This window comes from Bordetella bronchialis (genome assembly GCF_001676705.1).
GTDB classification, from domain to species: Bacteria; Pseudomonadota; Gammaproteobacteria; order Burkholderiales; family Burkholderiaceae_B; genus Bordetella_C; species Bordetella_C bronchialis.
This window is the reverse complement of sequence record NZ_CP016170.1, coordinates 4,078,468-4,102,625: the sequence shown is the minus strand read 5'-3', so window position 1 is coordinate 4,102,625 and position 24,158 is coordinate 4,078,468. Positions and strand designations below refer to the sequence as shown.

Below are 24,158 nucleotides of genomic sequence, written 5' to 3'. Positions count from 1 at the left end.
GAACGGAAGAATTCCTGGGCCTGGGGCGGTTTGTGGGTTATGCCGTGTGGGTAATACGGTGCGCGTATCGTCAGTGCCAGGATGCTCTATGTATGCCGCCGATTATAGAAATATCGGTAAGCAGGCGGCGACGCGGATTCTATCCATGACGTCCGGTGTGTTGCAAGGAAGGAACACGTTTTCAGCTTCGCGCCGAAATCGGGCTCCCGGCCTGCTGGTTTCGCCGCGGCTGTGAATACGTTTTCCATGAAGAAACCCGTTTTAGACTTCGTCCCGGGCGGAGCTGGCCTGCCAGCCGACTGGCACGCCGACATGGTTGCCCAGCTGGGTGAGGGCGAGACGCTGCTCGCCTGGTTGGCGCTAGACCTGGATGCCTCGCTGAAGTTCCGCAACGGCGTGGTTTTCGTGACCGACCGCGCCATCGTCGCGCGCGATCCCGGCACCGAGCAATGGCGGCGCTGGTCCTATGACGCCACCGCCGCGATGACGGTCAGCGACCATGCCGGCGCCGGCACGCTCGAGCTGCATGGCCCCGATACCCGGCTGGCCGTCTGGCGCTACACCCTGGGCCGCAATCCCGCCGCGCTGCGCCTGCGCGACGCCTATACCCGCCAACGCGACGTCCTGCACGGCCTGGAAGAGGCGGGCGGCGCGCGCGACCGCGTCTGCGCCACCTGCCTGGAGCCGCTTACCGCGGAGCAGGACGTCTGTCCGGTCTGCCATCCGCCGGCGCCCGAACCGCCATCCACCTGGGCGCTGCTGCGCCTGTGGCGCTTCGCCGTCCCGTACCAGGTGCCGCTGGTGATCGGCTTCATCCTGACGGTGCTGGCGACCGCCGCCACCCTGGTGCCGCCTTACCTGACGATGCCCTTAATGGATGAGGTGCTCATCCCCTTCCAGAACGGCGCGCCCATCGATAACGACAGGGTGGTGATGTATCTGTCGGGGCTGTTCGCGTCGGCCGTTCTGGCCTGGGGGCTGGGCTGGGGCCGCACGTACATCCTGGCCTGGGTCAGCGAGCGCATCGGCGCGGATTTGCGCACCACGACCTACGAACACCTGCAGCATCTGTCGCTGGCGTATTTCGGCGGCAAGCGCACGGGGGACCTGATCGCGCGCATCGGCAGCGAAAGCGACCGCATTTGCGTGTTTCTTTCGCTGCATCTGCTGGACTTCGCCACGGATGTGCTGATGATCGTCATGACCGCGGCGATCCTGGTATCCATCAATCCGTGGCTGGCGCTGGTCACCCTGGTGCCGCTGCCGTTCATCGGCTGGATGATCCACGCGGTGCGCGACCGCCTGCGCCATGGTTTCGAGAAAGTGGATCGCGTGTGGTCGGAGATCACCAACGTGCTGGCCGACACCATTCCCGGCATACGCGTGGTCAAGGCGTTCGCCCAGGAAAAGCGCGAGGTGCGGCGCTTCCGCGAGGCCAACCAGCGCAACCTGGATGTCAACGACCGGGTCAACACGGTGTGGGCGCTGTTCTCGCCCACGGTCACGCTGTTGACCGAAATCGGCCTGCTGGTGGTGTGGATCTACGGCATCTGGCAGGTGTCGCGGCACGAGATCACGGTGGGCGTGCTGGCGGCCTTCCTGGCCTATATCGGCCGCTTCTACACGCGGCTGGATTCGATGAGCCGCATCGTGTCCGTGACGCAAAAGGCCGCGGCCGGCGCCAAGCGCATCTTCGACATACTCGACCACGTGTCCAGCGTGCCGGAACCGCGCAACCCGGTGCAGCCGGGGCGCCTGCGCGGCCGCATCGACCTGCGCGACGTCGGTTTCCGCTATGGCAACCGCTCGGTGATGCACGGCCTGAACCTGTCGATCGAGCCGGGCACCATGGTCGGCCTGGTGGGCCACAGCGGCTCGGGCAAGAGCACGCTGATCAACCTGATCTGCCGCTTCTACGACGTGACCGAGGGCGCGATCCTGGTGGACGGCGTGGATATCCGCACCATGGGCATCGCGCAGTACCGGCGCAATATCGGCCTAGTGCTGCAGGAGCCTTTCCTGTTCTTCGGCACCATCGCCGAGAACATCGCCTACGGCAAGCCCGACGCCACGCGCGAGGAAATCATCGCGGCGGCGCGCGCCGCGCACGCGCACGAATTCATCCTGCGCCTGCCGCATGGCTACGATTCGCTGGTCGGCGAACGCGGGCAGGCGCTGTCCGGGGGCGAGCGCCAGCGCATTTCCATCGCCCGCGCGCTATTGATCGACCCGCGCATCCTGATCCTGGACGAAGCCACGTCCTCGGTGGACACCGCCACGGAAAAGGAAATCCAGAAGGCCCTGGACAATCTGGTGCGCGGGCGCACCACCATCGCCATCGCGCACCGGCTGAGCACGCTGCGCAAGGCCGACCGGCTGGTCGTACTGGACCGCGGCCGCGTGGTGGAGCAGGGCAACCATGCCCAGCTGATGGCGGCCGGCGGGGCGTACCACGCGCTGTACCAGGCCCAGGCACGCCAGGCGGAAGCCGACGCGCAGGCGCGTTCCAGCGAGGAGGATGACGATGACGACCTCGTCGCCGAAACCTGAGTTCCGGCTGCAGCGCAATGCGCACGGCAGGCTGGTCTATGTGGCCCCCGACGGCACGTCCATCGACGGCATCGTTCCCGTGCGGGCGTTTCCGATATCCGCGCCGGAAGGCGGCTGTTCGCTGCTGGACCCGGCGGGCCACGAGGTCGCATGGATAGACCGCGTGGACGACCTGCCGCAATCCATGCGCGTGCTGGTGCAGGAAGCGCTGGCCGCCCGTGAGTTCATGCCGCGCATCCAGCGCATCCTGGCGGTCTCGGGCTATGGGACGCCATGCACCTGGAGCGTGCAGACCGACCGCGGCGCGACGGCCTTCGTGCTGCGCGGCGAGGAAGACATACGCCGCCTGAGCGGCCAGTCCCTGCTGATCGCCGACAGCCACGGCATCCACTACCTGGTCGGCGATATGCGTGCCCTGGACAAGCACAGCCGCAAGTTGCTCGACCGCTTCCTGTAGCGAGTCGGCGCCGTTCGGACGCCGCGGCCAGCGCCATCTACAAGGCCGCGTAGCGGCGCGCCGTGGCCAGCGCGCCATGCGTGCCCAGCGCGTCGCAGGCGCGCTGGAGCGTCGCGACGAAGCGTTGGTCGGCCGCCAGTCCGGCGGGAAAGATTTCGCGCACGGCCAGCAGGCGCTCCACCAGGCCTTGCGCCCCCGGCGCCGCCAGGGCATGCAGACGCGCCGCCATGGGATCGTTCAGTTCCAGCGGCGCGCCGCTTTCCGAGCGGCCCAGCAGGAAGCGCATCCAGGCCGCGATGGCCAGCGCCAGCCGGTCCACGGCATGGCCATCGCGCAGGCGGTCCGCGATGGTGCCGAGCAGGCGCGGCGGCAGCTTCTGGCTGCCGTCCATGGCGATCTGCATGCAGCGGTGCTTCAGCGCCGGATTGGCGAAGCGTGCCAGCAGGTCATCGCGATAATGGGCGCGATCGAAGCTGGCGGGAACGGTCAGCGTCGGTGCGATGTCATCCGTCATCATGCGCCTGAGCAGCGCGTGTAGTTCCGGCTGGCCCACCGCCCGGTCCACCGTTTCGATATCGGCCAGGGCCGACAGGTAGGCCAGCGTGGAATGCGCGCCATTCAGCATGCGCAGCTTGGCCATTTCATAGGGCGTGACATCGTCCACCATCAGCGCGCCGGCCTGCTCCCACGCGGGGCGGCCGGCCGGGAAGCGGTCCTCGATGACCCACTGGCGGAAGCTTTCGGTCGGCACGGGCCAGGCGTCCACGCAGCCCAGCGCGGCGGCCGCGGCCTGGCGGTCCTCGTCCGTGGTGGCCGGGACGATGCGATCCACCATGGTGGAGGGAAACGCCACGGACTGTTCTATCCATGCGCCCAGCGCCGGATCGAGCGCGCGCGCATAGTCCGCCACCACCCGGCGCAGGGCCGCGCCGTTGTGGGCGAGGTTGTCGCAGGACAGTACGGTGTAGGGGTGCGCGCGGCGGGCGCGCAGGCCCGCCACCAGGTAGCCCGGCACGCTGCGCGGATGTTCGGGGTCGCGCAGGTCGTGTTCGATCAGCGGATTGGCAAAGTCCAGGCCACCGGTCCTGGGATCCTGGCAATAGCCTTTCTCGGTCACCGTCAGGGTGACGATGCGTACGGCCGGGTCGCGCAGCGCCGCCAGTACCTCGTCCGGCGCTTCGACGGCCACCAGCACCCGGCGCAGCGAGCGCACCACCCGCACACGTTCGCCGCGGGCGTCGCGGACCAGGACGCTGTACAGGCAGTCCTGGGGCGCCAGCGCATCGCGGGTGTCGGGGCGCCGCAGCGAGACGCCGCAGATGCCCCAGTCGCCGCCCGCCGCCAGCATGGCGTCCTCGGTATACATGGCCTGGTGGGCGCGGTGGAAATTGCCCAGGCCCAGGTGCACGATGCCGACGCGCGGCTCGGCCCAGGGCAGGGCGGGAAGGTGGGCCGCCAGGGCGGGCAGGCGGTCCGGGGCGAGACGGGGTAGATTCATACTTGTATGGTAGTATCCAACGCTACGTTCAGCAAGCCGGAGCCGCCATGAAAATCACCCACGCCGAGGTCATCGTTACCTGCCCGGGGCGCAACTTCGTCACCCTCAGGCTGCGTACCGATCAAGGCGTGCACGGCGTGGGCGACGCCACCCTGAACGGGCGCGAACTGGCGGTGGCGTCCTATCTTAGGGACCACGTCTGCCCGCTGCTGGTGGGCCGCGACCCGCGCAACATCGAGGATACCTGGCAGTATCTGTACAAGGGCGCCTACTGGCGCCGCGGCCCCGTCACCATGTCGGCGATCGCCGCCGTCGACATGGCGCTGTGGGACATCAAGGGCAAGATGGCCGGCATGCCGCTGTACCAGTTGCTGGGCGGCGCCTCGCGCGAGCGTGTCATGGTGTACGGCCATGCCACGGGCCGGGACCTGGAAGAGGCCCTGGACAAGTACGCCGAACACGTGGACCAGGGCTACCAGGCCATACGGATCCAGTGCGGCGTGCCCGGCATGAAGTCCGTCTACGGCGTCACCAAGCACGGCGGCGCCTACGAGCCCGCCACCAAGGGCTGGCCCGAAGAGCAGTCCTGGTCCAGCGAAAAGTACCTGGACTTCATTCCCAGGCTGTTCGAGGCGGTACGTGCGCGCTTCGGCTTCGACACCCACCTGCTGCATGACGTGCATCACCGCCTGACGCCCATCGAGGCCGCGCGGCTGGGCAAGTCCGTGGAACCCTACCGGCTGTTCTGGATGGAGGACCCCACGCCCGCGGAAAACCAGGAGGCATTCCGCCTGATCCGCCGCCATACGGTGACGCCGGTGGCGGTGGGCGAGGTCTTCAACAGTATCTGGGACTGCAAGCAACTGATCGAAGAGCAGTTGATCGACTACATCCGCGCGACGCTGACCCATGCGGGCGGCATCACGCATCTGCGCCGCATCGCGGATCTGGCCGCCCTGTACCAGGTGCGCACCGGCTGCCACGGACCCTCGGACCTGTCGCCGGTCTGCATGGGGGCGGCGCTGCATTTCGACCTGTGGGTGCCGAACTTCGGCGTCCAGGAATACATGGGCTATCCCGAGCAGGCGCTGGAAGTCTTCCCGCATGCCTGGGAGTTCGACCGCGGCACCATGCACCCGGGCGAGGCCCCCGGCCTGGGCGTGGATATCGACGAGACGCTCGCGGCGAAATACCCGTACGACCCCGCCTATCTGCCGGTGGCGCGGCTGGACGACGGCACTTTGTGGAATTGGTAGGCCCGGCGGCGAGCCGGCGACGTGCCGGTTCGCGCCAAGACCGACGCGGCCGCCGCATCGCGGCCGCGCGTGAATAACAGAAGGATGTGGAGCAGACATGAGCACCATCACCAGCCCCTCCCGCCCCGCCGGCGCGGCCGCCGCGCCCCAGGGCATGCTGCGGCGTGCCGCCGTCGCATCGACCATCGGCACCGCGGCGGAGTACTACGACTTCTTCGTCTACGCGACGGCCGCGGTGCTGTTCTTCGGCAAGCTGTTCTTTCCCAGTTCGGATCCGATGGTCGGCACGGTCGCGGCCTTCGCGACCTACGCGGTGGGGTTCCTGGCGCGGCCCATCGGCGGCATCGTCTTCGGCCACTTCGGCGACAAGCTGGGCCGCAAGAAGGCCCTGGTGATCACCATACTGATCGTGGGGCTGGGCACTTTCATCATCGGCCTGATGCCCACCTATGAACAAATCGGATTCTGGGCGCCGCTGGCCCTGGTGCTGATCCGCATCCTGCAGGGCTTCGGCGTGGGCGGCGAACAGGCCGGCGCCGTGCTGATGACGGCGGAATACGCGCCGCGGGCCCGCCGCGGCTTCTATGCCAGCTGGGTGCAGCTGGGCGCGCCCGCAGGCTTCCTGCTGCCCGCCGCCCTGTTCGCGGTGCTGACGGCCACGCTGAGCGAGTCGCAGCTGCTGGACTGGGGCTGGCGCATTCCCTTCCTGCTGAGCCTGTTGCTGGTGATCATCGGCTTGTACGTGCGCCTGCGCATCGACGAGTCCCCGGTGTTCGACGAAATCCGCAAGACCAAGGCGGTGGAATCGCGGCCGGTGGTGGAGGTGTTGCGCGCCTATCCCGGCATCATCGGCAAGGGTGTGCTCGCCAAACTGGTGGAAGCCTGCGCCTTCGCCATGTACAGCACCATCGTGCTGGCCTATGGCAAGGCCAATCATCTGAACGACGCCTGGCTGCTGCAAAGCATACTGGTGGCGGTCGGCCTGGAGCTGTTCACCATCCCGATCGCCGGCATGCTGTCCGACCGCTATGGCCGCCGTCCCGTCTACATGGCGGGGGCGCTGCTGCAGGTGCTGCTGGTGGTGCCGTTCTTCCTGATGGTGAACAGCGGCGATCGCCTGTTGACGCAGCTGGCCATGATACTGGTGCTGTCGATCGGCCACGCGCTGTGCTATTCGCCGCAGGCCTCGATGTTTCCCGAGCTGTTTCCCACGCGCGTGCGCTGCAGCGGCATCGCCCTGATATGGCAGATCGGCTCGCTGATCGGCAGCGGCATCCTGGGCCTGCTCGCGGTAAAGATCATCCAGGCCAGCGGCGGCCATTACGGCGGGCTGGCCGCGTATATGGCGGTGCTGGGCGTGGTGTCGCTGCTGGCCTTGCGCCGGCTTCCCGAGACCGCGCCGGCCGGGCGCGGCGGCGGCGACCTGCACGACTGGGGCCATCGCTAGCCGGCGGCGCGGGGAAGCGCGCGGGGGCGGACGATATACTGCGCCCTGGTGCAAGAGAACGAGGACAGGCCCATGGCTGTGGCGCGCGGAAAACCGGGCGGCGATCTGGCGGCCCTGGCGCTGCCGGGCGACGCGCAGGGGCCGGTAAACCAACGCATATACCGGGCGCTGCGCGAGGCCATCGTCAAGGGCCTGTATCCGCCGGGATCGCCGCTGTCGGAAAAGGAAGTGGCGGACCGCTTCGGCGTGTCGCGCCAGCCGGTGCGCGAAGCCTTCATCAAGCTGGGCGAAGCCGGCCTGGTGCAGGTGCTGCCGCAGCGCGGCACCTTCGTCATGAAGATCTCGCCGCGCCGCGTGGAAGACGGCCGCTTCATCCGCGAGGCCGTGGAAGTCGCGGTGGCGGGGCGCGCCGCCGAACGCATCGGCCCGGCTCAGCTGGACGCCATGGCGCGGCTGCTGGCGCGCCAGCGCCAGGCGGCCGACGACAACGATACCGCGGCCTTCCTGGACCTGGACGACGCCTTTCACCAGGCCATCGCCGCCGCGGCGGAATGCCCCGCGGTGTGGCAGACCATCGAGAACATCAAGGCCAATATGGACCGGGTGCGCTACCTGAGCCTGGCCGAGGTCTCGCCCCTGGAAAGGCTGATCGAGCAGCACGAGGCCGTCTTCGAGGCCCTGCGCAAGCGGGATGCGCCGGCCGCGCAGGCCGCCATGGGCCACCATTTGCGCGAGTTGACGATCTCCTTCGAGCCCATCCGCGCGCGCAATCCCGGCTGGTTCGGCGCGCAGGACGACTGATCCGCGCGGCTCAGGCGTCCGAGCGGGCCATCACGCGATTGCGTCCATGCCGCTTGGCGTTGTACAGGCCGCGGTCGGCCGCGTCGATCAGTTGCGTATAGCGATCGGCGCGGTCGGGCACCAGCGTGGCGATGCCGACGCTGGCCGTCAGCCACTCCGAGGTGCCCGAATCGCGATGCGGGATGTGCAGGGCCTCGACGGAGCGGCGGATTTTCTCGGCCACCAGGCGCGCGCCGGCCAGCGACGTGCCGGGCAGCACCACGGTGAATTCCTCGCCGCCGAAGCGCGCCGACAGGTCGGTGGAGCGGTCGCAGCAGCTGGCGATGGTGTGCGCGACTTTCTTCAGCACTTCGTCGCCCGCCATGTGGCCGTAGGTGTCGTTGTAGATCTTGAAGTGGTCGACGTCGATCATGAGCATGCTGATTTCGCTCTGCTCGCGCATGGCGCGTTTCCATTCCGCGCTGAGGTAGCTGTCGAAGTAGCGCCGGTTCGCCAGCCCCGTGAGCCCGTCGGAGTTGGTCAGCCGCCGCAGCTCCAGGTTGATCTCCATCAACTGCTGCTGGCTCTGCCGCAAGGCCTGGTAGGCTTCGTCGCGCTGCTGCATCGCCAGATAGGACCGCGAGTGGTAGCGGATGCGCGCCACCAGTTCGATGGTGTCCGGCAATTTGACCAGATAATCGTTGGCGCCCGCGCTGAACGCCGCGCTCTTGACCTCCGGGTCTTCCTTGCTGGACAGCACGATGATGGGAATGTCGCGGGTGGCCGGATTGGCGCGGTAGGCCCGCACCAGCGTCAGCCCGTCCACGCCGGGCAGGACCAGGTCCTGCAGGATCACCGTGGGGCGGGTCTGCGTGGCGACGTTCAAGGCCTCCTGCGCATCCGGGCAGAAGTGGAAATCGATGTTGGGTTCCTCGGCCAGGGCGCGGCGCACGGCTTCGCCCACCATGATCTGGTCGTCCACCAGCAGCACCATCGCGTTCTGCGGTTTGTTGTCGAGGCCGGCCACGTAATCGATGACGGGTTCCATGGAGATTTCCTTCTTTACTCAAGCCGGCTTGTGGCCGAAGCGCCGGGCAAGGCTGTCCGCGATGCGCGGCAGCGGCGTGATTTCGGTGGCCGCGCCGAGCTCGGCGGCGGCCTTGGGCATGCCGTAGACGGCACTGGTGGCGCGGTCCTGCGCGATGGTCAGGAATCCGCTCTCACGCATGGCTTTCAGGCCGAGCGCGCCGTCCCGGCCCATGCCGGTCAATAGTACGCCGGCGGCCTCGCCGCGCCAGTGGCGCGCCACGCTGTTGAAAAACACATCGATCGAGGGCCGGTACAGGCCCTCCACGGGGTGCCTGGTGTAGTTCAGGCTGCCGTCGCGCAGCAATACCAGGTGGTCATTGGTGCCGGCCAGCAGCACCGTGCCCGGTAGCGGCGTATCGCCGGGCAGCGCCAGTCGCACCGGCATCGCGATCTGCTCGTCCAGCCACCGCGCCATGTCGTGGGCGAAGCTGGCGTCGACGTGCTGGACCAGTACGATCCCCGCGGAAAAGTCGGCCGGCAGCGCGCGCAGCAGCAGCGCCAGCGAAGGCGGGCCGCCGGCGCTGGCGCCGATGGCGACCAGGCGGCGGCGCGCGGGGCCCGCCGCCTCGGCCACGGGCGCGGCGGCGGCAGGGCGCCGGCGATCGTAGGCGCCGATCAGCCAGCCCGCATTGCGGATCTTGCGCAGCAGCGGCGCGGCGGCATCGCCCGGGTCCTGGCTGCACAGGGCGGGGATCTCGATGGCATCCAGCGCGCCGTGGCCCATGGCATCGAACACGCGCGCGGTGTGGCTGTCCACGTCGGTGGCGACGATGATGATGGCGCAGGGCGTGCTGGCCATGATGCGGCGGGTGGCCTCGCTGCCGTCCATGACGGGCATCGCCAGCTCCATGAGCACGACGTCGGGGCGCGCCGCCGCGCATCGCTGCACGGCTTCGGCGCCATCGGCGGCCACCCAGGCAAGCTGCAGTGCCGGGTCGAGGGCCAGCACTTGCCGGAGCACCTCCACCGCCGCGGGTTTGTCGTTGACGATGCCTATCCTCACGTGCCCGCCCGTCCGATGAGTTCCTCGACGGCGTCCAGCAGCGCGTCGTCGTGGAAGCTGCTCTTGCCCAGGTAATAGTCGGCGCCGGCATCCAGCCCGCGCTGCCGGTCTTCCGGCCTGTCCTTGTACGAAACCACCATCACGTGTGTCGACTGCATCCGTGGATCCTGGCGGATATGGCTGACCAGTTCGATGCCGTCCATGCGCGGCATATCGACGTCGGTGACGACCAGGTCGAAGTGCTGCGCCCGCGCCATATTCCAGCCGTCCATGCCATCGACCGCCACCGTGACGTCGTAGCCGCGGTTGGACAGCAGTTTGCGTTCCAGTTCCCGCACGGTGAGCGAGTCGTCCACGACCAGGATGCGCTTGCGGCGTTCCGGCGCCTGCGGCGCGGCGGTGGCGTCGACGCGTTGCAGCGTCCCGCTCGCCACCTGTTTCTCGATGGTCCGCAGCATGTCCTCCACGTCCAGGATGAGTACCGGCGTGCCGTCCTCCATGACGGCGCCGGCCTGGATATCCTGCAGCTTGCCCAGCCGCGGGTCCAGCGCTTGCACCACCAGCGTCTGTTCGGCCACGAAGCGGTCCACCGCGACGCCATAGTGCCGTCCCTGCTGGTCCGCCAGCAGGACGACCGGCACTTCGTCGCCCAGCGCGGGGCGCTGGGGGTATTGCAGCACCTGGCTGGCGCCCACCAGGCCGACCTGCCGGCCATCGTGGGTGAAGTGCTGGCGGCCTTCCAGCTGTTCGACGGCGTCGCGCGGCAGGCGCAGCGCGCGCGATACATAGCCCAGCGGGAAAGCGTAGCGCTCGCCCGCGATATCGACAACCAGGCTGCGCACCACGGAAAGCGACAGCGGAAGCTCCAGCGTGAAGCGGGTGCCTTCCCCCAGGCGCGTATGGACGCGGGCAGAGCCGCGCAGGCGCCGCGCCATATCGTGCACCACGTCGAGGCCGACGCCGCGGCCGGATATCTCCGTGACGGCGGCGCGGGTGGTGAAGCCGGGCAGGAACAGGAAGGCCAGCGCTTCGCTTTCGCTCAACGCGTCGGCGGTCTGCGGCGTGGCCAGGCCGCGCTGGACGATGGCCGCCCGCAAGGCCGGCACATCGATACCGCGCCCGTCATCGCTGACTTCCACCCGCAGCATGCCGGCGCTGTGGCGGGCCTGCAGGGTGACCGTGCCTTCTTCCGGCTTGCCCGCCGCCCGCCGCTGCGCGGGCGTTTCGATGCCATGGTCCACCGCGTTGCGCAGCAGGTGCGTCAGCGGCGCATCGAGCTGTTCCAGCACGTCGCGGTCCACCCGCGTGGCCACGCCCTGGATCTCCAGCCGCGCCTGCTTGCCCAGTCCGCGCGCCAGGTCGCGCACCATGCGCGGCAGATTGCCGATGGCGTCGCCGATCGGCCGCATGCGGCATTGCAGCGCGGTGTCGTACAGGCGCTGGCCCAGGTCGCCGATGCGCCAGCCGAACTGGTCGGCCTGCGCCATGCGGTCGCCCAGCATCTGCTGGCAGGCGGCCGCCTGCTGGCGGGCCTGCTGCAAGGCGGCCTGGATGTCTTCGTCCCGGGCGTCGGCCGCGGCGCGGTGCTGCAGCGATTCCAGCAGCTTCGCCAGCGTGTCCTGCATGCGCTTGAGCGGCAGCAGCGAGGCGGCGAACGGCGACAGGCGGTTGGCCTCGACCAGCGTTTCGCTGGACAGCCCCAGCAGCTCGTCCAGCGTCCGCGCCGTGACGCGCAGCGCGCGTTCCTCGCCGGTCCCGGCATGCGCCGGGGCGGCGGGGGGGCTGGGGGGAGCGATATCGGCGGCCCGCATGTCGGCGGCAGCGGCCGGCGCGCCCGGCGCGGCTTGCCGCGTCGGAGCCGCGCGCGGCGGGGCGGCCAGGCTGTCCACGAAGGCGCGCGCGGCCGCAAGATCCGCCCTGGCATCCGGCGTCGGCATGTTGCGCAGCAGGTCGGCGCCGCGCAGCAGCGCATCGATGGCCGCGGCGTCCAGGGGCGCCCGTGCTTGCTGCGCCTCGACCAGCCTGTCCTCCATGGCATGCGCGATCTGCACCGGCCCTTCCAGCCCGACGATGCGCGCCGCGCCCTTCAGCGAATGGGCCGCCCGCATGCAGGCGGCAAGGTGGGCGGCCGCCGCGGGATCGCGCTCCAGCGCCAGCAATCCCGCATCCAGCACGCGCACCTGTGCATCGGCCTCCATCTTGTAGAGATCGAGCAGCGAGGCGTCGTGCAAGGGGTTGGGACTCATGCCAGCCTCCCGCCTACGGCCTGCGCGATGCGCGCGCTGTCCAGCAGGCCTACGGCGCGGTCGCGGTAGCGCACCACGCCGGCGGCCAGGCGCGCGCCGGCCAGCGTATCGGGCACCGGGCCGATGGCCCGCGCCGGATACGACTGTATGCCGGCGACTTCGTCCACCGGGATGACGATGGGGCCGGTGTGCGTGGACATCACCAGCATCCGTCCCGCGGGCCTGTGGTCCCCGGTCGCGGCGGGCGGCGGCGCCAGTTCCAGCAGCGCAGCAAGCGAGATGCAAGGCACCAGCCGGCCGCGCACATTGCAGACGCCCAGTACGATGCCCGCGCGTCTCGGCAGCCCATGGATGGGGCGTGGCGGCGTGACCTCCGCCAGCGCCGCCACGGGCAAGGCCAGCCATTCGGCATGCAGGCGGAAAACCAGCAGCGATGTGGCGGGCTCGGCGCCGCTGGCCTCATCGGCGGCGCGGCTGTCCGCTTGCGCCGGCACCGCGGCCGGGGCGTCGTGCGTCACGTCGCCGGACGCGACGCTGGCCGCCAGGCGATGCAGCAACCGCTGCCCGGCGGTGGCGTAGACGGGGCACTGGCGGCAATGGACGTATTCCCGCAGGCGCGCACAGGAGCGGTCGCCCCGCACGCCGATGCGATTCCAGCAGTCGTCGACCGGAACGGAATCGCGCTCAGGCATGGCCATCCTCGCGGCGCGCCGCGCGCGCTCTCAGCTGGCGGGCCGGCGCGGTCTCGCCACGCGTTTCCAGCAGCGAGGCCAGATGCAGCAGCGCCTGCCGGTGGCCCGGGTCCAGGTATAGCGTCTTGCGATAGGCCGCCTCGGCCGCCGCGGGCAGGTTGGCCGCGTCGTCGAGCAAGCCCAGCAGGTAATAGGCCTGGGCGGATGCGCCCTGCGTGGCCACGTGGGCGGCGGCGGCCGCACGGGCTTCATCCAGCCGGCCGGCGTCGGCCAGCGCCTGGATGGCGTCCAGGGACGGCGAGGGCGGCGCCGTACCCCCGGGCCGTGCCGGCCTTCCCGCCGCGTGTCCCGCGGATCGTCCCGATAAGTTTCCCGGTGTTGTCGCGGCGGTCCTGGACACCGTGGCGTCCGCTGTGTTGCCCGGCATCGGCCGGGACTGGGACCGCGGTTCCGGCCGCACGGCCGCGGCGTCCATGCCGCCTGCCGTCTTGCGCGGCCCCGACGGCATGCGTCCATCAGGACGGGCCCGCGCCAGGCGCGGCGGGACAGCGGTTCCGCCGGCGCGCCTGTGGGGCCCGCGCGCATCGGCGACGGCCATGCCTTCCAGCCGGTTGCCGAAGGCAAAGGCGCCCGGCGCGTCGATCTGCCGCATGCCCAGTCGCGTGAGCAGGCTGGCTTCCGCGGGGCCGACGAAAATCGCGCCGTCGCGGTGGCACAGGCGGCGCAGCACGCCGACCGCCGCTTCCTGGGTGGCGTTGTCGAAGTAGATCAGCAGGTTGCGGCAGAAGACGAAGTCGTAGGCGTCCGCGGGCAGGTTCAGGCCAGGATCGAGCAGGTTGCCGGCCTGGAAGCGCACGTGGGCCCGGACGCGCGGGTTGACCGAGTACCCCTGCGCCGTTTCGGTGAAGTGCCGCGCGCGGTAGTCCAGCGCTTCGCCGCGAAAGGCGTTGCGGCCGTAGATGCCTTGTTCGGCGCGCGCCACCAGGCGCTCGCTGATGTCCATGCCCAGGACGGTGAAGCGCTCCGGATGGATGCCGGCATCCAGCAGTGTCATGGCGATGGTGTAGGGCTCCTCGCCGCTGGAGCAGGGCAGGCTCAGCACGCGCAGCGCGCCGCCCCGGGCCGCGCGCTGGCGGGCCAGCGCGGCCAGGGCCGGCATCGATTCCGCGTGCCGGAAGAACGAGGTTTCGGGCACCACGACGGTTTCGATCAATTCCTGCTGCTCGCGCGCGGAGCCCGCCAGGATGCGCCAATAGGCCTGCGGATCGGCCGCGGCGGCCGCCTGGGCCCGCTGGCGCACCGCGCGCTCTATCGCGGCCATGCCGATGGAGTCGGCATCCAGCCCCATGCGGTGCTTGAGCAGCGCGGCGATCTCGGCCATGCTCATGGCGCGACCTCTTGCCCGGTCTCCTGGAAGAGCCGTTCGCGAACATCCGGGGGCAATAGCTCGTCGACGCCCACCCATTGCACCATGCCGTCCGCATCCGGCCGCACCGGCCCCAGGTAGCGGGCGTCGCGATTGTCCAGGCCATAGGGCTGGAATTCCCGCGGGTCGTAGGCCACCGTCCGGGTGGCATGTTCCAGCAGCAAGCCCAGCAGCCGGTCCGGTCCGCGGTACTGCACCACCGCGATGCGCGTGCTGGCGCGCGCGGCCGAAGGCCTGCCGGTCGCCAGCGCGGCAAGGTCGATCACCGGCACCGGGGTCGCGCCGAACAGCAGGATGCCCGCCACCCACGCCGGCGCGCCGGGCAGTCCCTTCAGCGGCGCAAGGGCCAGTATCCGGACGATCCCGGAAGCCGCCAGGGCGTAGCGATCGCCGGCAATGTCGAAGCGCAGGAATAGCCGCCGTGTCCCCGCGCCGGGGGCGGGACGCGCCAAGGGGCCGGAGGCGCGCATGTCCGCGGTCATCACACTCTGAACCGGGTGACGCTGCCGCGCAGTTCGCCGGCCACCGTATTCAGGTCGTCGATGGCCACGCTGGACTGGCGCAGCGACTCCACCGTCTGCTGCGTGGCGTCGGCCAGCTGGCTCAGCGCCTGGTTGATCTGCTCGGCTCCGGTGGCCTGCGCCTGCATGCCTTCGTTGACCATCTGCACGCGCGGGGCCAGCGTCTGCACGTGCTGGATGATCTGCGCCAGTTGCTCGCCGACCTGCTGCATCTCGGTCATCCCGCGCCGCACTTCTTCGGAGAACTTGTCCATGCCCATGACCCCGGCCGCCACCGAGGACTGGATCTCGCGCACGATCTGTTCGATGTCGTAGGTGGCGACGGCGGTCTGGTCCGCCAGCCGGCGGATCTCGGTGGCGACGACGGCGAAGCCGCGGCCGTATTCGCCGGCCTTTTCCGCCTCGATGGCGGCGTTCAGCGACAACAGGTTGGTCTGGTCGGCGACCTTGTTGATCGTGGTCACGACCTGGTTGATATTGCCGGCTTTTTCGTTCAGCACGGCCAGCTTCGTATTCACCGAGCCGGCCGCGTCCACCACCGCCCGCATGGTGCTTTCCATGCGTTCCAGGTCCTGGTGGCCTTCGTCGGCCAGGGCCGCGGTCTGGTCGGCGGCGCCCGAGACTTCGTTCATGGTGCGCACCAGGTCGCGGGACGTGGCGGCGATCTCGCGGGACGTCGCGCCGATTTCGGTGGTGGTGGCCGCCACTTCGGATGCCGTGGCCTGTTGTTCCTTGGAGGTGGCGGCGATCTGCGTAACGGAGGTCGCCACCTGGATCGCGGATCGCTGCGCCTTGCCGACCAGGTCGGTCAGTTCGTCCGCCATGCGATTGAAGCCGGTCTCGATCACGCCGAATTCATCGCGCCGGCCCAGGTCCAGCCGGCTGGCCAGGTCGCCCGCGCCAAAGGCGCCCAGCACGGCGACGATGCGCTGCATCGGACTGCTGATGGCGCGCATCAGCAGCATGCCCGCGACCACGGCGGCCAGCAGCGCCAGGACCAGCCCGGCCAGCATGACGATCTCGGCGTGCCGCAGGGCCTGCAGGACTTCCGTCACGGCCGTGTCGGTGCGCGCACGGTTGTCCGCCAGCATCCGGTCGGTGATGGTCTGCCCGTCGCGGAAGACGGGCTGCAACTGCTCCCGCAGCATGGTCCTGGCGCCTGCCGCGTCGCCCGCCTGCAGCGCGGCCAGGATAGCGTCCTCGCCTTTACGGTAGGCCGCCAGGGTGCGCAGGAAACCGTCGTAGACCGCGCGGTCGTCGCCGACGAAGGGCGTGGATTCGTAGCCCCGCATTTCCTCGTCGAGCTGGGCCTGCGCGCGCGATACCGCGGCGCGCAGCGCGGACGGCGCGTCGGCCGTGGGCCGGTCGATCTGGGCGGAGACGCCTTCGCGCAGCGTGTCGTAGGCATTGCGCCAGGCGTCGTGCATGGCGATGCTGTATTGCAGCCCGGGCAAGGAGTCGTCTTTCATGCCCTGCACGTCGGCGTCGATGGCCAGCAAGCGCGTGTAGTCCACGATCACCATCAACAGCATCACCGCCAGGATGGCGGCGAAGCTCGCGTAGATACGCCGTTTCAAGGACTGGTTCTTCATACGGGCTCGGTCGCGTCTGTTGCAGGAATTTTTGAATTTTGCCGTGCAGGAAGCCGACACAATACGATGCCGCTGTGCCGCGTTCAAGCAAGGAACGCGCCCGAGGGGCCCGTAGCGCCCGAATTCAGGCCGGGCCGTTGTTTTTGAACGGCGTATGCATGGCAAGTTCCTCGCGGTAGTCCTGCATGAACGCGCCCTCGCGGTCCAGGAAGTCGGCGATGGCCTCGCCGAAACGGTCATCGGCGATCCAGTGAGCGGAACAGGTGGGCGCCGGCAGCAGGCCGCGCGCGATCTTGTGCTCGCCCTGGGCGCCGCCTTCGAAACGGTCGATGCCGTTGGCCAGGCAGTATTCGATGCCTTGCACATAGCAGGTTTCGAAGTGCAGGCCGGGAACGAACTCCAGGGCGCCCCAGTGGCGTCCATACAGCGCGGCGCCATCGGTCATGTTCAGCGCCGAGGCGACGGGCGTGCCATCGCGCAGTGCCTCGATCAGCACGAAGGCTTGCGGCAGGGCGCGATGCACGCGCCGGAAGAATTCCAGGCTGAGATAGGGCGTGGACCAGTGGTTGCGATAGGTCTCCACGTAGCAGCGATGGAAGAACGCCAGCGCCGCGTCGTCGATATCGGCTCCGCGCCGCCAGCGGAAGACGATGCCCGCGTTGGCCACGCGCTTGCGGTCCTGCCGCAGTTTTTTGCGCTTGTCGTGATTGAGCGACGCCAAGAAATCGTCGAAGCCGGCATAGCCGTGGTTGCGCCAGTGGAATTGCACGCCTTCGCGGATCATATAGCCCGCTTCGCGAAGCGCCGCCATATCGGCCTGGGCGGGAAACAGCACGTGCAATGAGGAAAGCTTCAGGCGCATCGCCAGTTCGATCGCGCCGCGCGCCAGCCGGACCCGGTCTTCATGGGCCGCCGCCAACAGCCGGGGTCCCGCCACGGGGGTGAAAGGCACCGCGCACAGCAGCTTGGGGTAGTAGCGCAGGCCATGGCGGGCGAAGGCGTCCGCCCAGGCCTGGTCGAAAACGTATTCCCCGCGCGAGTGGGATTTGACGTACAGGGGCATGGCGCCCGCCAGCGTCCGCCCGCGCCACAGGCCCAGGTAGAACGGCGCCCAGCCGGTATCGGGCGCGGCGCAGCCGGTCTCGTGCAGGGCCCCCAGGAAGGCGTGCCGCAGGAAAGGCTGGCCGCCCGCCAGGGCATCCCATTGGGCCGGGTCCACATCGCTGAGGGATTCGAGGACTTGCAGGCGTATGTCGGCGGTCATGGCGATAGGCTTGGATGCCACGGCAGTATAGGCCACGGCACACCGGCCGCCGCCCGGGCCGGCCACGCAAGACGGCGCCTTCGCACCATGGGCACGGCAATCCCGGCCGGCGGCGCGGCGCGCTTTTTTAGTACGCTTGCGGCATGAACGATGCCGTACCCGATTCCCCTGCCTGCCCCGCGCCGCCGTCCGTGTGCGGCGACCTGCGCCACGCCGCGCTGCGCGCGCTGGCCATGCCCGCCTGGCCCGAGAAGCTGCGCGCCGTGGATGCCATGCCCCTGGACGCGCCGGTCGACACCCTGGCCGTGCTTGCCGATCCGGGCGGCCTGCCGGGCCGGCCGGCCCGGCCCGAACTGGTTTCGCCGTCCCGGCTCAAGCCGCGTCCGGTGGGCACGCCGGAGGGCCGGGCCGCGCTGATCCATGCGCTGGCGCATATCGAATTCAATGCCGTGAACCTGGCCCTGGACATCGTCTGGCGCTTTGCCGGCATGCCGGCGGATTTCTACCGCGATTGGCTGCGCGTGGCCCAGGAGGAATCCCGCCATTTCCAGCTGCTGGACGCCCACCTGGGCACCCTGGGGCACGCCTATGGCGATTTCCCGGCGCACAACGGGCTATGGGAGATGGCGGAAAAGACGCGTGGCGACCTGGCGGCGCGCCTGACGCTGGTGCCGCGCGTGCTGGAGGCCCGCGGGCTGGACGCGTCGCCGCAGATCCGCGACAAGCTGCTGGGTGTGGGCGACCGGGCGGGCGCGGCCATCCTGGAGATCATCCTGCGCGAGGAAATCGGCCATGTGGCCGTCGGCAACCGCTGGTGGCGGCATCTGTGCGCGGCGCAGGGCAAGGACAGCGTCGCCTGGCACGCCGAACTGGCGGCCCGCCATGCCGCGCCGCGCCAGCGCGGGCCCTTCAATCTGCAGGCGCGCCGCGCGGCCGGCTTCGATGAGGCGGAGCTGGACGCCCTGGCGGCGCCGGCTAGCCCGCGCGTCAGCCCTTGGCCGGATGGCCGGCCAGGAAGTCGATGATCCGCGGGACCGGGGCCTGGGCGATGCCGTCCTGGCTGGCCCGCGCATAGGTATCGCGGATGGCTTGCGCGGCGCCGTGCGGCGCGCCGGTTTCCTGGGCCATGGTGGTGTAGTAGCCCATGTCCTTCAGCGCGTTGGCGATGGAAAAGCGGAAGTTGCCGGCATCGCCGGATTCGATGTAGGGGCGCAGGCGTCCCAGCACCACGCCATCGCCGCCGCCCTTGGCCAGGATGTCGAGAAACACCGCCGGGTCCACGTCGGCCAGCCGGGCGCACGCGGCCGCCTCGGCCAGCACCGCCGAGAAGCCCAGGGAAACGTAGTTGTGCAGCAGCTTCAGGCGATGGCCGGAACCGATGGGCCCGGCATGGACGATGTTCTCCGCATAGGCCTGCAGCACGGGCTTGCAGCGCTCGAACAGCGCGGTGTCGCCGCCGACGATCAGGTTGAGCCGGCCTTCGGCGGCTTCCTTGGGCGTGCGGGTCATGGGCGCGTCCAGGAACAGGCCGCCGGCTTTTTCGACGGCCTGCGCCACCTTCAGCGTGGACGAGGGGATGGCGGTGGAGCAGTCGATGACCACCGTGCCCGGCCGCATGCCGGCCAGCACGCCGTCGGCCTTGAACAGCACGTCCTCGACTTCCGGCGTACCGGTCACGCACAGGATCACCATGTCGGCCTGGCGGGCGACCTCGGCCGGCGTGGGCGCCTTGGCGGCGCCGCGGGCCAGCAGGTCGTCCACGGGCTGGTTGCCGGGATGGTCCAGGAAAACCAGCGGGTAACCCGCCTTGGCGATATTGAACGCGATACCGTGGCCCATCTGGCCCACGCCGATAATGCCGATACGGGTCTTGCCGGCTTCCGCCATGTTTTGTCTCCAGTTCAGGCCCGTCCCGCCAGCTCCTGCATTTGCGCCAACAAGGCATCGGGCACGTTCACGCCCTGTTCGCGCGCCTGTCGTTCCAGTGCAGCGCGGCGTTGGCCGGGCAGGCGCACGCCTTCGTCCGCCAGCATAGCCGATACCAGCGTCTCCACGCGTTCCAGATACGCATCGCGGCCCGCCAGGGCGCCGGGGTCGATGACCAGGAAGGCCTGCCCGATGCGAGCGCGGTTGCCTTGCTCGGTGAAAAAGGAGTCGGCCTCGAAGCCGAAATGGGCGCCCGTCAGGGCGCAGGCCAGCAGCTCCACGGTCAGCGCCAGCATGGCGCCCTTGGCGCCGCCCATGGGCAGCATGCTGCCCGCCAGGCCGGCCTTGGGGTCCGTGGTGGGCTTGCCGTCCGCGTCCAGCGCCCAGCCCAGGGGGATGTCCTTGCCTTCGCGCGCCGCCACCATCAGCTTGCCGCGCGCGACCTCGGACAAGGACAGGTCGATGACCAGCGGCAGCGCGTCGCGGCGCGGGAAGGCGGCCGCGATGGGATTGGTGCCGAACAGGGCCCGCTTGCCGCCCCATGCCGGCATCGCGGAAGGCGAATTGCCCATGGCCAGGCCCACCATGCCGGCCCGCGCCACGGCGTCCAGATGGTAAGCCGCGACGCCGAAGTGGTGGCTGTTGCAGACCCCGGCAAAGGCCACGCCATGTTCGCCGGCGCGGGCGATGGCCTGTTCGATCGCCAGCGCGCAGGCCGGGAAGGCCAGGCCGTCGGCGGCATCCACCAGCACCGCGCCGCCGCGCTCGCGGACGACGCGGGCGACAGCCTGGCCGTCCGCCCGGCCATTGCGCAGGTGCGTGGCATAGAAAGGCACGCGCGAGACGCCGTGCGAGGCGATGCCCTGGCCTTCGGCATGGATCAGCGCGCGGGCGGTATCGGCCGCCATGGGTTCGCTCGCGCCGGCGCCCCGCAACGCCGCCACGGCCAGGTCATACAGTGCATTCAATTGCATGGTCGCCATCGTCGTGTTCCTCAGCCTTGCTTCAGTACATGGGCCACGCGCTGGGCGACCATGTCGGAGACGCGCGTGTTGGCCTCCACGCTCAGGCCCGCCACGTGCGGCGTCAGGATCAGGTTCGGCGCGCCGGCCAGCGGGCTGCCGCCGGGCAGGGGTTCTTCGCCGAACACGTCCATGGCGGCGCCGCCCAGCTTGCCCTCGCGCAGCGCCTGCGCCAGCGCCGCTTCATCGACGATGCCGCCGCGCGCCGTATTCACCAGCACGGCGCCATCCTTCATGGCCGCAATGCGTTTCGCGTCGAAAAGATTGCGGGTGCCGTCGGTCAAGGGAATATGCAGGGTGACGGCGTCCGCCTGCGCCAGCAGGCCGGCCAGGTCGGCGGGCGCGACGCCGGTCTCGCGCCATATGGGGTCGCCGTCGCCCAGCATGGGGTCATGGGCCACCACGCGCATATCCAGTCCCTGCGCCAGCCGGGCGGTCATCCGGCCGATGCCGCCGAAGCCGACGATGCCCAGCGTGCGGCCATGCACCTCATGGCCGTTGGACATCGCGGTGCGCGGCCAGGCGCCTTGCGCCACCTGGCCGCTGTTGTGGTAGACGCCGCGGATCAGGACCAGCACGCTGGTCACCACGTACTCCGCCACGGCGCGCGCATTGGCGCCCGTGGCCGGCAGTACATGGATGCCGCGCTGCTCGCAGGCCCGCACGTCGATATTGTCCAGGCCCACGCCCAGGCGGCCGACCGCCTTCAATGCGGCGCCCGCGGCCAGCACGTCGGCATCGACGCGCGTGCGGTTGCGCACGATCAGGGCATCGGCCTGGGCCACCGCCTTCAATAGATCGGCGCGCCGGTCCACCAGGTCCGGCTCGTACCGCACCCGGAAATCGCGGCGCAGCAGATCGACGGCGCCGGTGTCCATGAACTCGGAAATCACGATATGCATAGGGCGACTCGCTCGATACTCGCTACGTAAGGGGGCAGGCGGCGCTTATCCGACCTGGATGTTTGCCTCTTGGATGGTCTTGGCCCAGCGTGCCACTTCACCGGCCAGGTACTGCTTGAACTCGGCCGGCCCGCGCGGCCGCGGGATGAAGCCCAGTTGCGTCAGCGTTTTCTGCATCTCCGGCGTCTGGACCTGTTTTTCGATGGCCTTGCCGATGCGCTCCACGAGCCTGGGGTCGGTATGCGCCGGCGCCATGACGCCGGTGAAGTTCTCGACGACCAGTTCGGGCAGGCCGGCCTCGGCCACGGTCGGCACGTCGGGCAGGTCGGGGCTGCGCTCCTTGGTGGTGACCGCCAGGGCGCGCAGCTGCCCGCCTTTCACGTAGGCCAGCGATTCCGGGTAATTGGAGAAAATGACGTCCAGCTGGCCGCCGATCAGGTCGGTCAGCGAGGGCGCGCCGCCCTTGTACGGCACGTGCAGCAGCTTGGTGCCGGTCAACTGCATGTACAGCGCCAGCGTCAGGTGCGGCGGCGTGCCGTTGCCGCTGGAACCCGCGGACAGTCCGCCCGGCTTGGCCTTGGCCGCCTTGGTCAGGTCCGCCAGCGTCTTGATATCGCTCTTGGGATTGACCACGATCATCATCGAGGACGAGGCCAGCCCGGCCAGCGGCACCAGGTCCGTCATCAGGTCGTAGCCGGCCTTGCCCTTGAACAGCGTGGCGTTGGCGGCATGCGACATGGTCATGGCCAGCCAGGTACACCCGTCGGCTTCGGCGCGCGCGACGAAGGCGGCGCCGATATTCGCGCTGCCTCCCGGCTTGTTCTCGACGACCACGTTCCAGCCTTCGGCCGACGACAAGGCCTTGGCGACCTGCCGGGCCGCCACGTCGGTCAGCCCGCCGGGCGGGAAGGGCACCACGTAGTTGATGGGCTTGGAAGGCCACTTGTCGCCTTGCGCCAGCGCCTTCGACAGCGGTGTCATCGCGGCCAGGCCGGCGGCGCCCAGCAGGCCCAGGGTGGAACGACGGGTAGCCGAAACCGGCAGATCCGTGGATACGCGTTTCATGGATTGTCTCCTCCGGTAGGGGGAACGCCGCCGGGCGCGTGCGCGGTCCGGCCGGCGTGGCGGCGCCCGGCCATCTGCGGGCCGGTGCGCCAGGGGATGCCGGCTGCTGCCTGCCGGCGGGCGGATCGTCAGGCGCTTTCGAACAGGCGCGTCAGCACGAATTCGCGGTGGCCCAGGGCTTCGGCGGCGGTCCAGCGGCCGTTGATGGTGGCCATCATGCACTCCAGCAGTTTGTCACCGGCCTGGTCCAGGTCCATTTCACGCTGCAGCAGGCCCGAGGTATCGACGTCGATGTGTTCGGACATGGTGCGCACCGTGCGCGGGTTGGCGCAGATCTTGATGACCGGCAGGATGGGATTGCCGATCACGTTGCCCTGGCCGGTGGGGAAGAAGTGGACGGCGTAGCCGGAGGCCGCGCACAGCGTGACCATTTCGGCGGCGGCCGAGGACGAGTCCATGAACCACAGGCCCGGGTGGTCGGGGGTTTCCGCCTTGTCCAGCACGCCGTCGATGCGGCATTTCTTGCCGATCTTCTGGATGTTGCCCATGGCCTTTTCCTCGATGGTGGTCAGGCCGCCGGCGATATTCCCCTTGGTGGGCTGTGATTCCGACAGGTCGCTGGTCTTCCAGCGGTCGATCATGGCCTGGTAACGGTCGAACATGAACATGAAGCGTTCGCGCACCCTGTCGTTGGCGCAGCGCTCGGCAACGATGTGTTCGCCGCCGGTCAGCTCGGAGGTTTCCCCGAACACCAGCGTGGTGCCCAGCGGATAGAGCTTGTCGAAGGCGTTGCCCACGGTCGGGTTGGCGCCACAGCCCGAGGTCGTATCCGACTCGCCGCACTTGGTCGACACCCACAGGTCGCTGATGGGGCATTCCGTGCGCTGCAGAGAGGTCGCGTAGTGCACGAATTCCTTGGCGGCCTTGGACGCGCGCATGATGGTGTCGTGGTCGCCGTGCAGCTCGATGGAAAAGCCGGCCACCGGCTTGCCGGTCTGGGCGATCGCGTCGACGATGCGCTTGGTCCAGCCTTCCTCGATGCCGATGACCACCACCGCGGCGACGTTGGGATTGCAGCCCGTGCCGATCAGCGTGCGGAAGTGCAGTTCCAGGTCCTCGCCGAACTGCAGGCGGCCGTACGGATGGGGCAGGGCCATCGTGCCCTTGATGTTGTTGGCCACCGCTTCGGCGGCGGCATTGGAAATATCGTCCACGGGCAGCACGATGACGTGATTGCGTACGCCGACGCGGCCGTTGTCGCGGCGATAGCCGCGGAAGGTGGTGGATGCGGAAATGACAGCCATGAGTGTGTCCTTGGGCAGGCGTGAATAGGTATGGGGCAGCGGCGGGTGCGGCCGGTGCGCGGGCGTTGCGTGAGGCAGCCGCCGGGGCGGTGGCGATGCGGCGGTTCTTGCCGTCCTG

20 protein-coding genes are annotated in these 24,158 nt (G+C 69.4%); 6 read left to right on the top strand and 14 right to left on the bottom strand.

All coding sequences use genetic code 11. The annotated features are described in order from the left end of the window. Positions 1 to 246 precede the first annotated feature (246 nt). Positions 247 to 2,550 (top strand): cyanophycin metabolism-associated ABC transporter, encoded by a 2,304-nt coding sequence (locus tag BAU06_RS18165; protein ID WP_066359322.1) that lies wholly within the window; start codon positions 247 to 249, stop codon positions 2,548 to 2,550. Next, positions 2,525 to 3,007, top strand: a complete 483-nt coding sequence (locus BAU06_RS18160) for a cyanophycin metabolism-associated DUF1854 family protein (protein WP_066353209.1) — start codon at positions 2,525 to 2,527, stop codon at positions 3,005 to 3,007. Before BAU06_RS18165 ends, BAU06_RS18160 begins: the two co-directional genes overlap by 26 nt. A 37-nt stretch (positions 3,008 to 3,044) precedes the next feature. Here BAU06_RS18160 and BAU06_RS18155 read toward each other — a convergent pair whose 3' ends face one another. Continuing rightward, positions 3,045 to 4,505, bottom strand: a complete 1,461-nt coding sequence (locus BAU06_RS18155; protein ID WP_066353207.1) for a mannitol dehydrogenase family protein — start codon at positions 4,503 to 4,505, stop codon at positions 3,045 to 3,047. A 47-nt stretch (positions 4,506 to 4,552) separates the two neighbouring features. Between BAU06_RS18155 and manD the strand changes: the two genes are divergently transcribed. The 3 genes from manD to BAU06_RS18140 all read left to right on the top strand — a co-directional run bounded on the left by manD (position 4,553) and on the right by BAU06_RS18140 (position 8,009). Then, positions 4,553 to 5,761 (top strand): D-mannonate dehydratase ManD, encoded by a 1,209-nt coding sequence (gene manD / locus BAU06_RS18150; protein WP_066353202.1) that lies wholly within the window; start codon positions 4,553 to 4,555, stop codon positions 5,759 to 5,761. Between the two features lie 97 nt (positions 5,762 to 5,858). Beyond that, entirely contained in the window at positions 5,859 to 7,208 is a 1,350-nt protein-coding gene (locus tag BAU06_RS18145) for an MFS transporter (protein ID WP_066353201.1), read from the top strand. A 72-nt stretch (positions 7,209 to 7,280) separates the two neighbouring features. Next, a complete protein-coding gene (locus BAU06_RS18140; RefSeq protein WP_082988309.1) occupies positions 7,281 to 8,009 on the top strand; it encodes a GntR family transcriptional regulator in 729 nt (242 codons plus the stop codon). Between the two features lie 10 nt (positions 8,010 to 8,019). On the opposite strand, the gene BAU06_RS18135 is transcribed toward BAU06_RS18140, so the two are convergent. The 8 genes from BAU06_RS18135 to BAU06_RS18100 form a co-directional block, all read right to left on the bottom strand. After that, positions 8,020 to 9,036 carry a response regulator gene (locus tag BAU06_RS18135; protein WP_066353200.1) on the bottom strand — a complete coding sequence of 339 codons (1,017 nt, stop codon included), beginning with the start codon at positions 9,034 to 9,036 and terminating at the stop codon, positions 8,020 to 8,022. Between the two features lie 18 nt (positions 9,037 to 9,054). Then, a complete protein-coding gene (gene cheB / locus BAU06_RS18130) occupies positions 9,055 to 10,080 on the bottom strand; it encodes a chemotaxis response regulator protein-glutamate methylesterase (protein WP_066353199.1) in 1,026 nt (341 codons plus the stop codon). After that, a complete protein-coding gene (locus BAU06_RS18125) occupies positions 10,077 to 12,326 on the bottom strand; it encodes a hybrid sensor histidine kinase/response regulator (RefSeq protein ID WP_066353197.1) in 2,250 nt (749 codons plus the stop codon). Before BAU06_RS18125 ends, cheB begins: the two co-directional genes overlap by 4 nt. Beyond that, entirely contained in the window at positions 12,323 to 13,018 is a 696-nt protein-coding gene (locus tag BAU06_RS18120; protein WP_066359315.1) for a chemotaxis protein CheW, read from the bottom strand. The genes BAU06_RS18125 and BAU06_RS18120 overlap by 4 nt, the downstream gene beginning before the upstream one ends. Next, positions 13,011 to 14,405, bottom strand: a complete 1,395-nt coding sequence (locus BAU06_RS18115) for a CheR family methyltransferase (RefSeq protein ID WP_156770272.1) — start codon at positions 14,403 to 14,405, stop codon at positions 13,011 to 13,013. Before BAU06_RS18115 ends, BAU06_RS18120 begins: the two co-directional genes overlap by 8 nt. Next, entirely contained in the window at positions 14,402 to 14,926 is a 525-nt protein-coding gene (locus tag BAU06_RS18110; protein WP_231933904.1) for a chemotaxis protein CheW, read from the bottom strand. The genes BAU06_RS18115 and BAU06_RS18110 overlap by 4 nt, the downstream gene beginning before the upstream one ends. Then, on the bottom strand, positions 14,926 to 16,557 hold the full coding sequence (locus BAU06_RS18105) for a methyl-accepting chemotaxis protein (RefSeq protein ID WP_066353187.1): 1,632 nt from the start codon (positions 16,555 to 16,557) through the stop codon (positions 14,926 to 14,928). Before BAU06_RS18105 ends, BAU06_RS18110 begins: the two co-directional genes overlap by 1 nt. 124 nt (positions 16,558 to 16,681) lie before the next feature. Then, on the bottom strand, positions 16,682 to 17,821 hold the full coding sequence (locus BAU06_RS18100; protein ID WP_066359311.1) for a GNAT family N-acetyltransferase: 1,140 nt from the start codon (positions 17,819 to 17,821) through the stop codon (positions 16,682 to 16,684). A gap of 143 nt (positions 17,822 to 17,964) precedes the next feature. Between BAU06_RS18100 and BAU06_RS18095 the strand changes: the two genes are divergently transcribed. Beyond that, the gene (locus BAU06_RS18095; protein ID WP_066353185.1) at positions 17,965 to 18,846 is read left to right on the top strand and encodes a ferritin-like domain-containing protein; all 882 of its coding nucleotides are present in this window, start codon (positions 17,965 to 17,967) and stop codon (positions 18,844 to 18,846) included. Here the strand turns inward: BAU06_RS18095 and BAU06_RS18090 are convergent. The 5 genes from BAU06_RS18090 to BAU06_RS18070 form a co-directional block, all read right to left on the bottom strand. Next, a complete protein-coding gene (locus BAU06_RS18090; RefSeq protein WP_066353183.1) occupies positions 18,809 to 19,708 on the bottom strand; it encodes an NAD(P)-dependent oxidoreductase in 900 nt (299 codons plus the stop codon). The genes BAU06_RS18095 and BAU06_RS18090 overlap by 38 nt on opposite strands. 14 nt (positions 19,709 to 19,722) lie before the next feature. Beyond that, complete coding sequence (locus tag BAU06_RS18085) at positions 19,723 to 20,730, bottom strand: Ldh family oxidoreductase (RefSeq protein ID WP_066353182.1); 1,008 nt, start codon at positions 20,728 to 20,730, stop codon at positions 19,723 to 19,725. Positions 20,731 to 20,741: 11 nt separating this feature from the next. Then, a complete protein-coding gene (locus BAU06_RS18080; protein ID WP_066353180.1) occupies positions 20,742 to 21,671 on the bottom strand; it encodes a hydroxyacid dehydrogenase in 930 nt (309 codons plus the stop codon). A 45-nt stretch (positions 21,672 to 21,716) separates the two neighbouring features. Then, on the bottom strand, positions 21,717 to 22,736 hold the full coding sequence (locus BAU06_RS18075) for a Bug family tripartite tricarboxylate transporter substrate binding protein (protein ID WP_066353178.1): 1,020 nt from the start codon (positions 22,734 to 22,736) through the stop codon (positions 21,717 to 21,719). Positions 22,737 to 22,864: 128 nt separating this feature from the next. Then, positions 22,865 to 24,040, bottom strand: a complete 1,176-nt coding sequence (locus BAU06_RS18070; protein ID WP_066353176.1) for a UxaA family hydrolase — start codon at positions 24,038 to 24,040, stop codon at positions 22,865 to 22,867. Positions 24,041 to 24,158 lie beyond the last annotated feature (118 nt).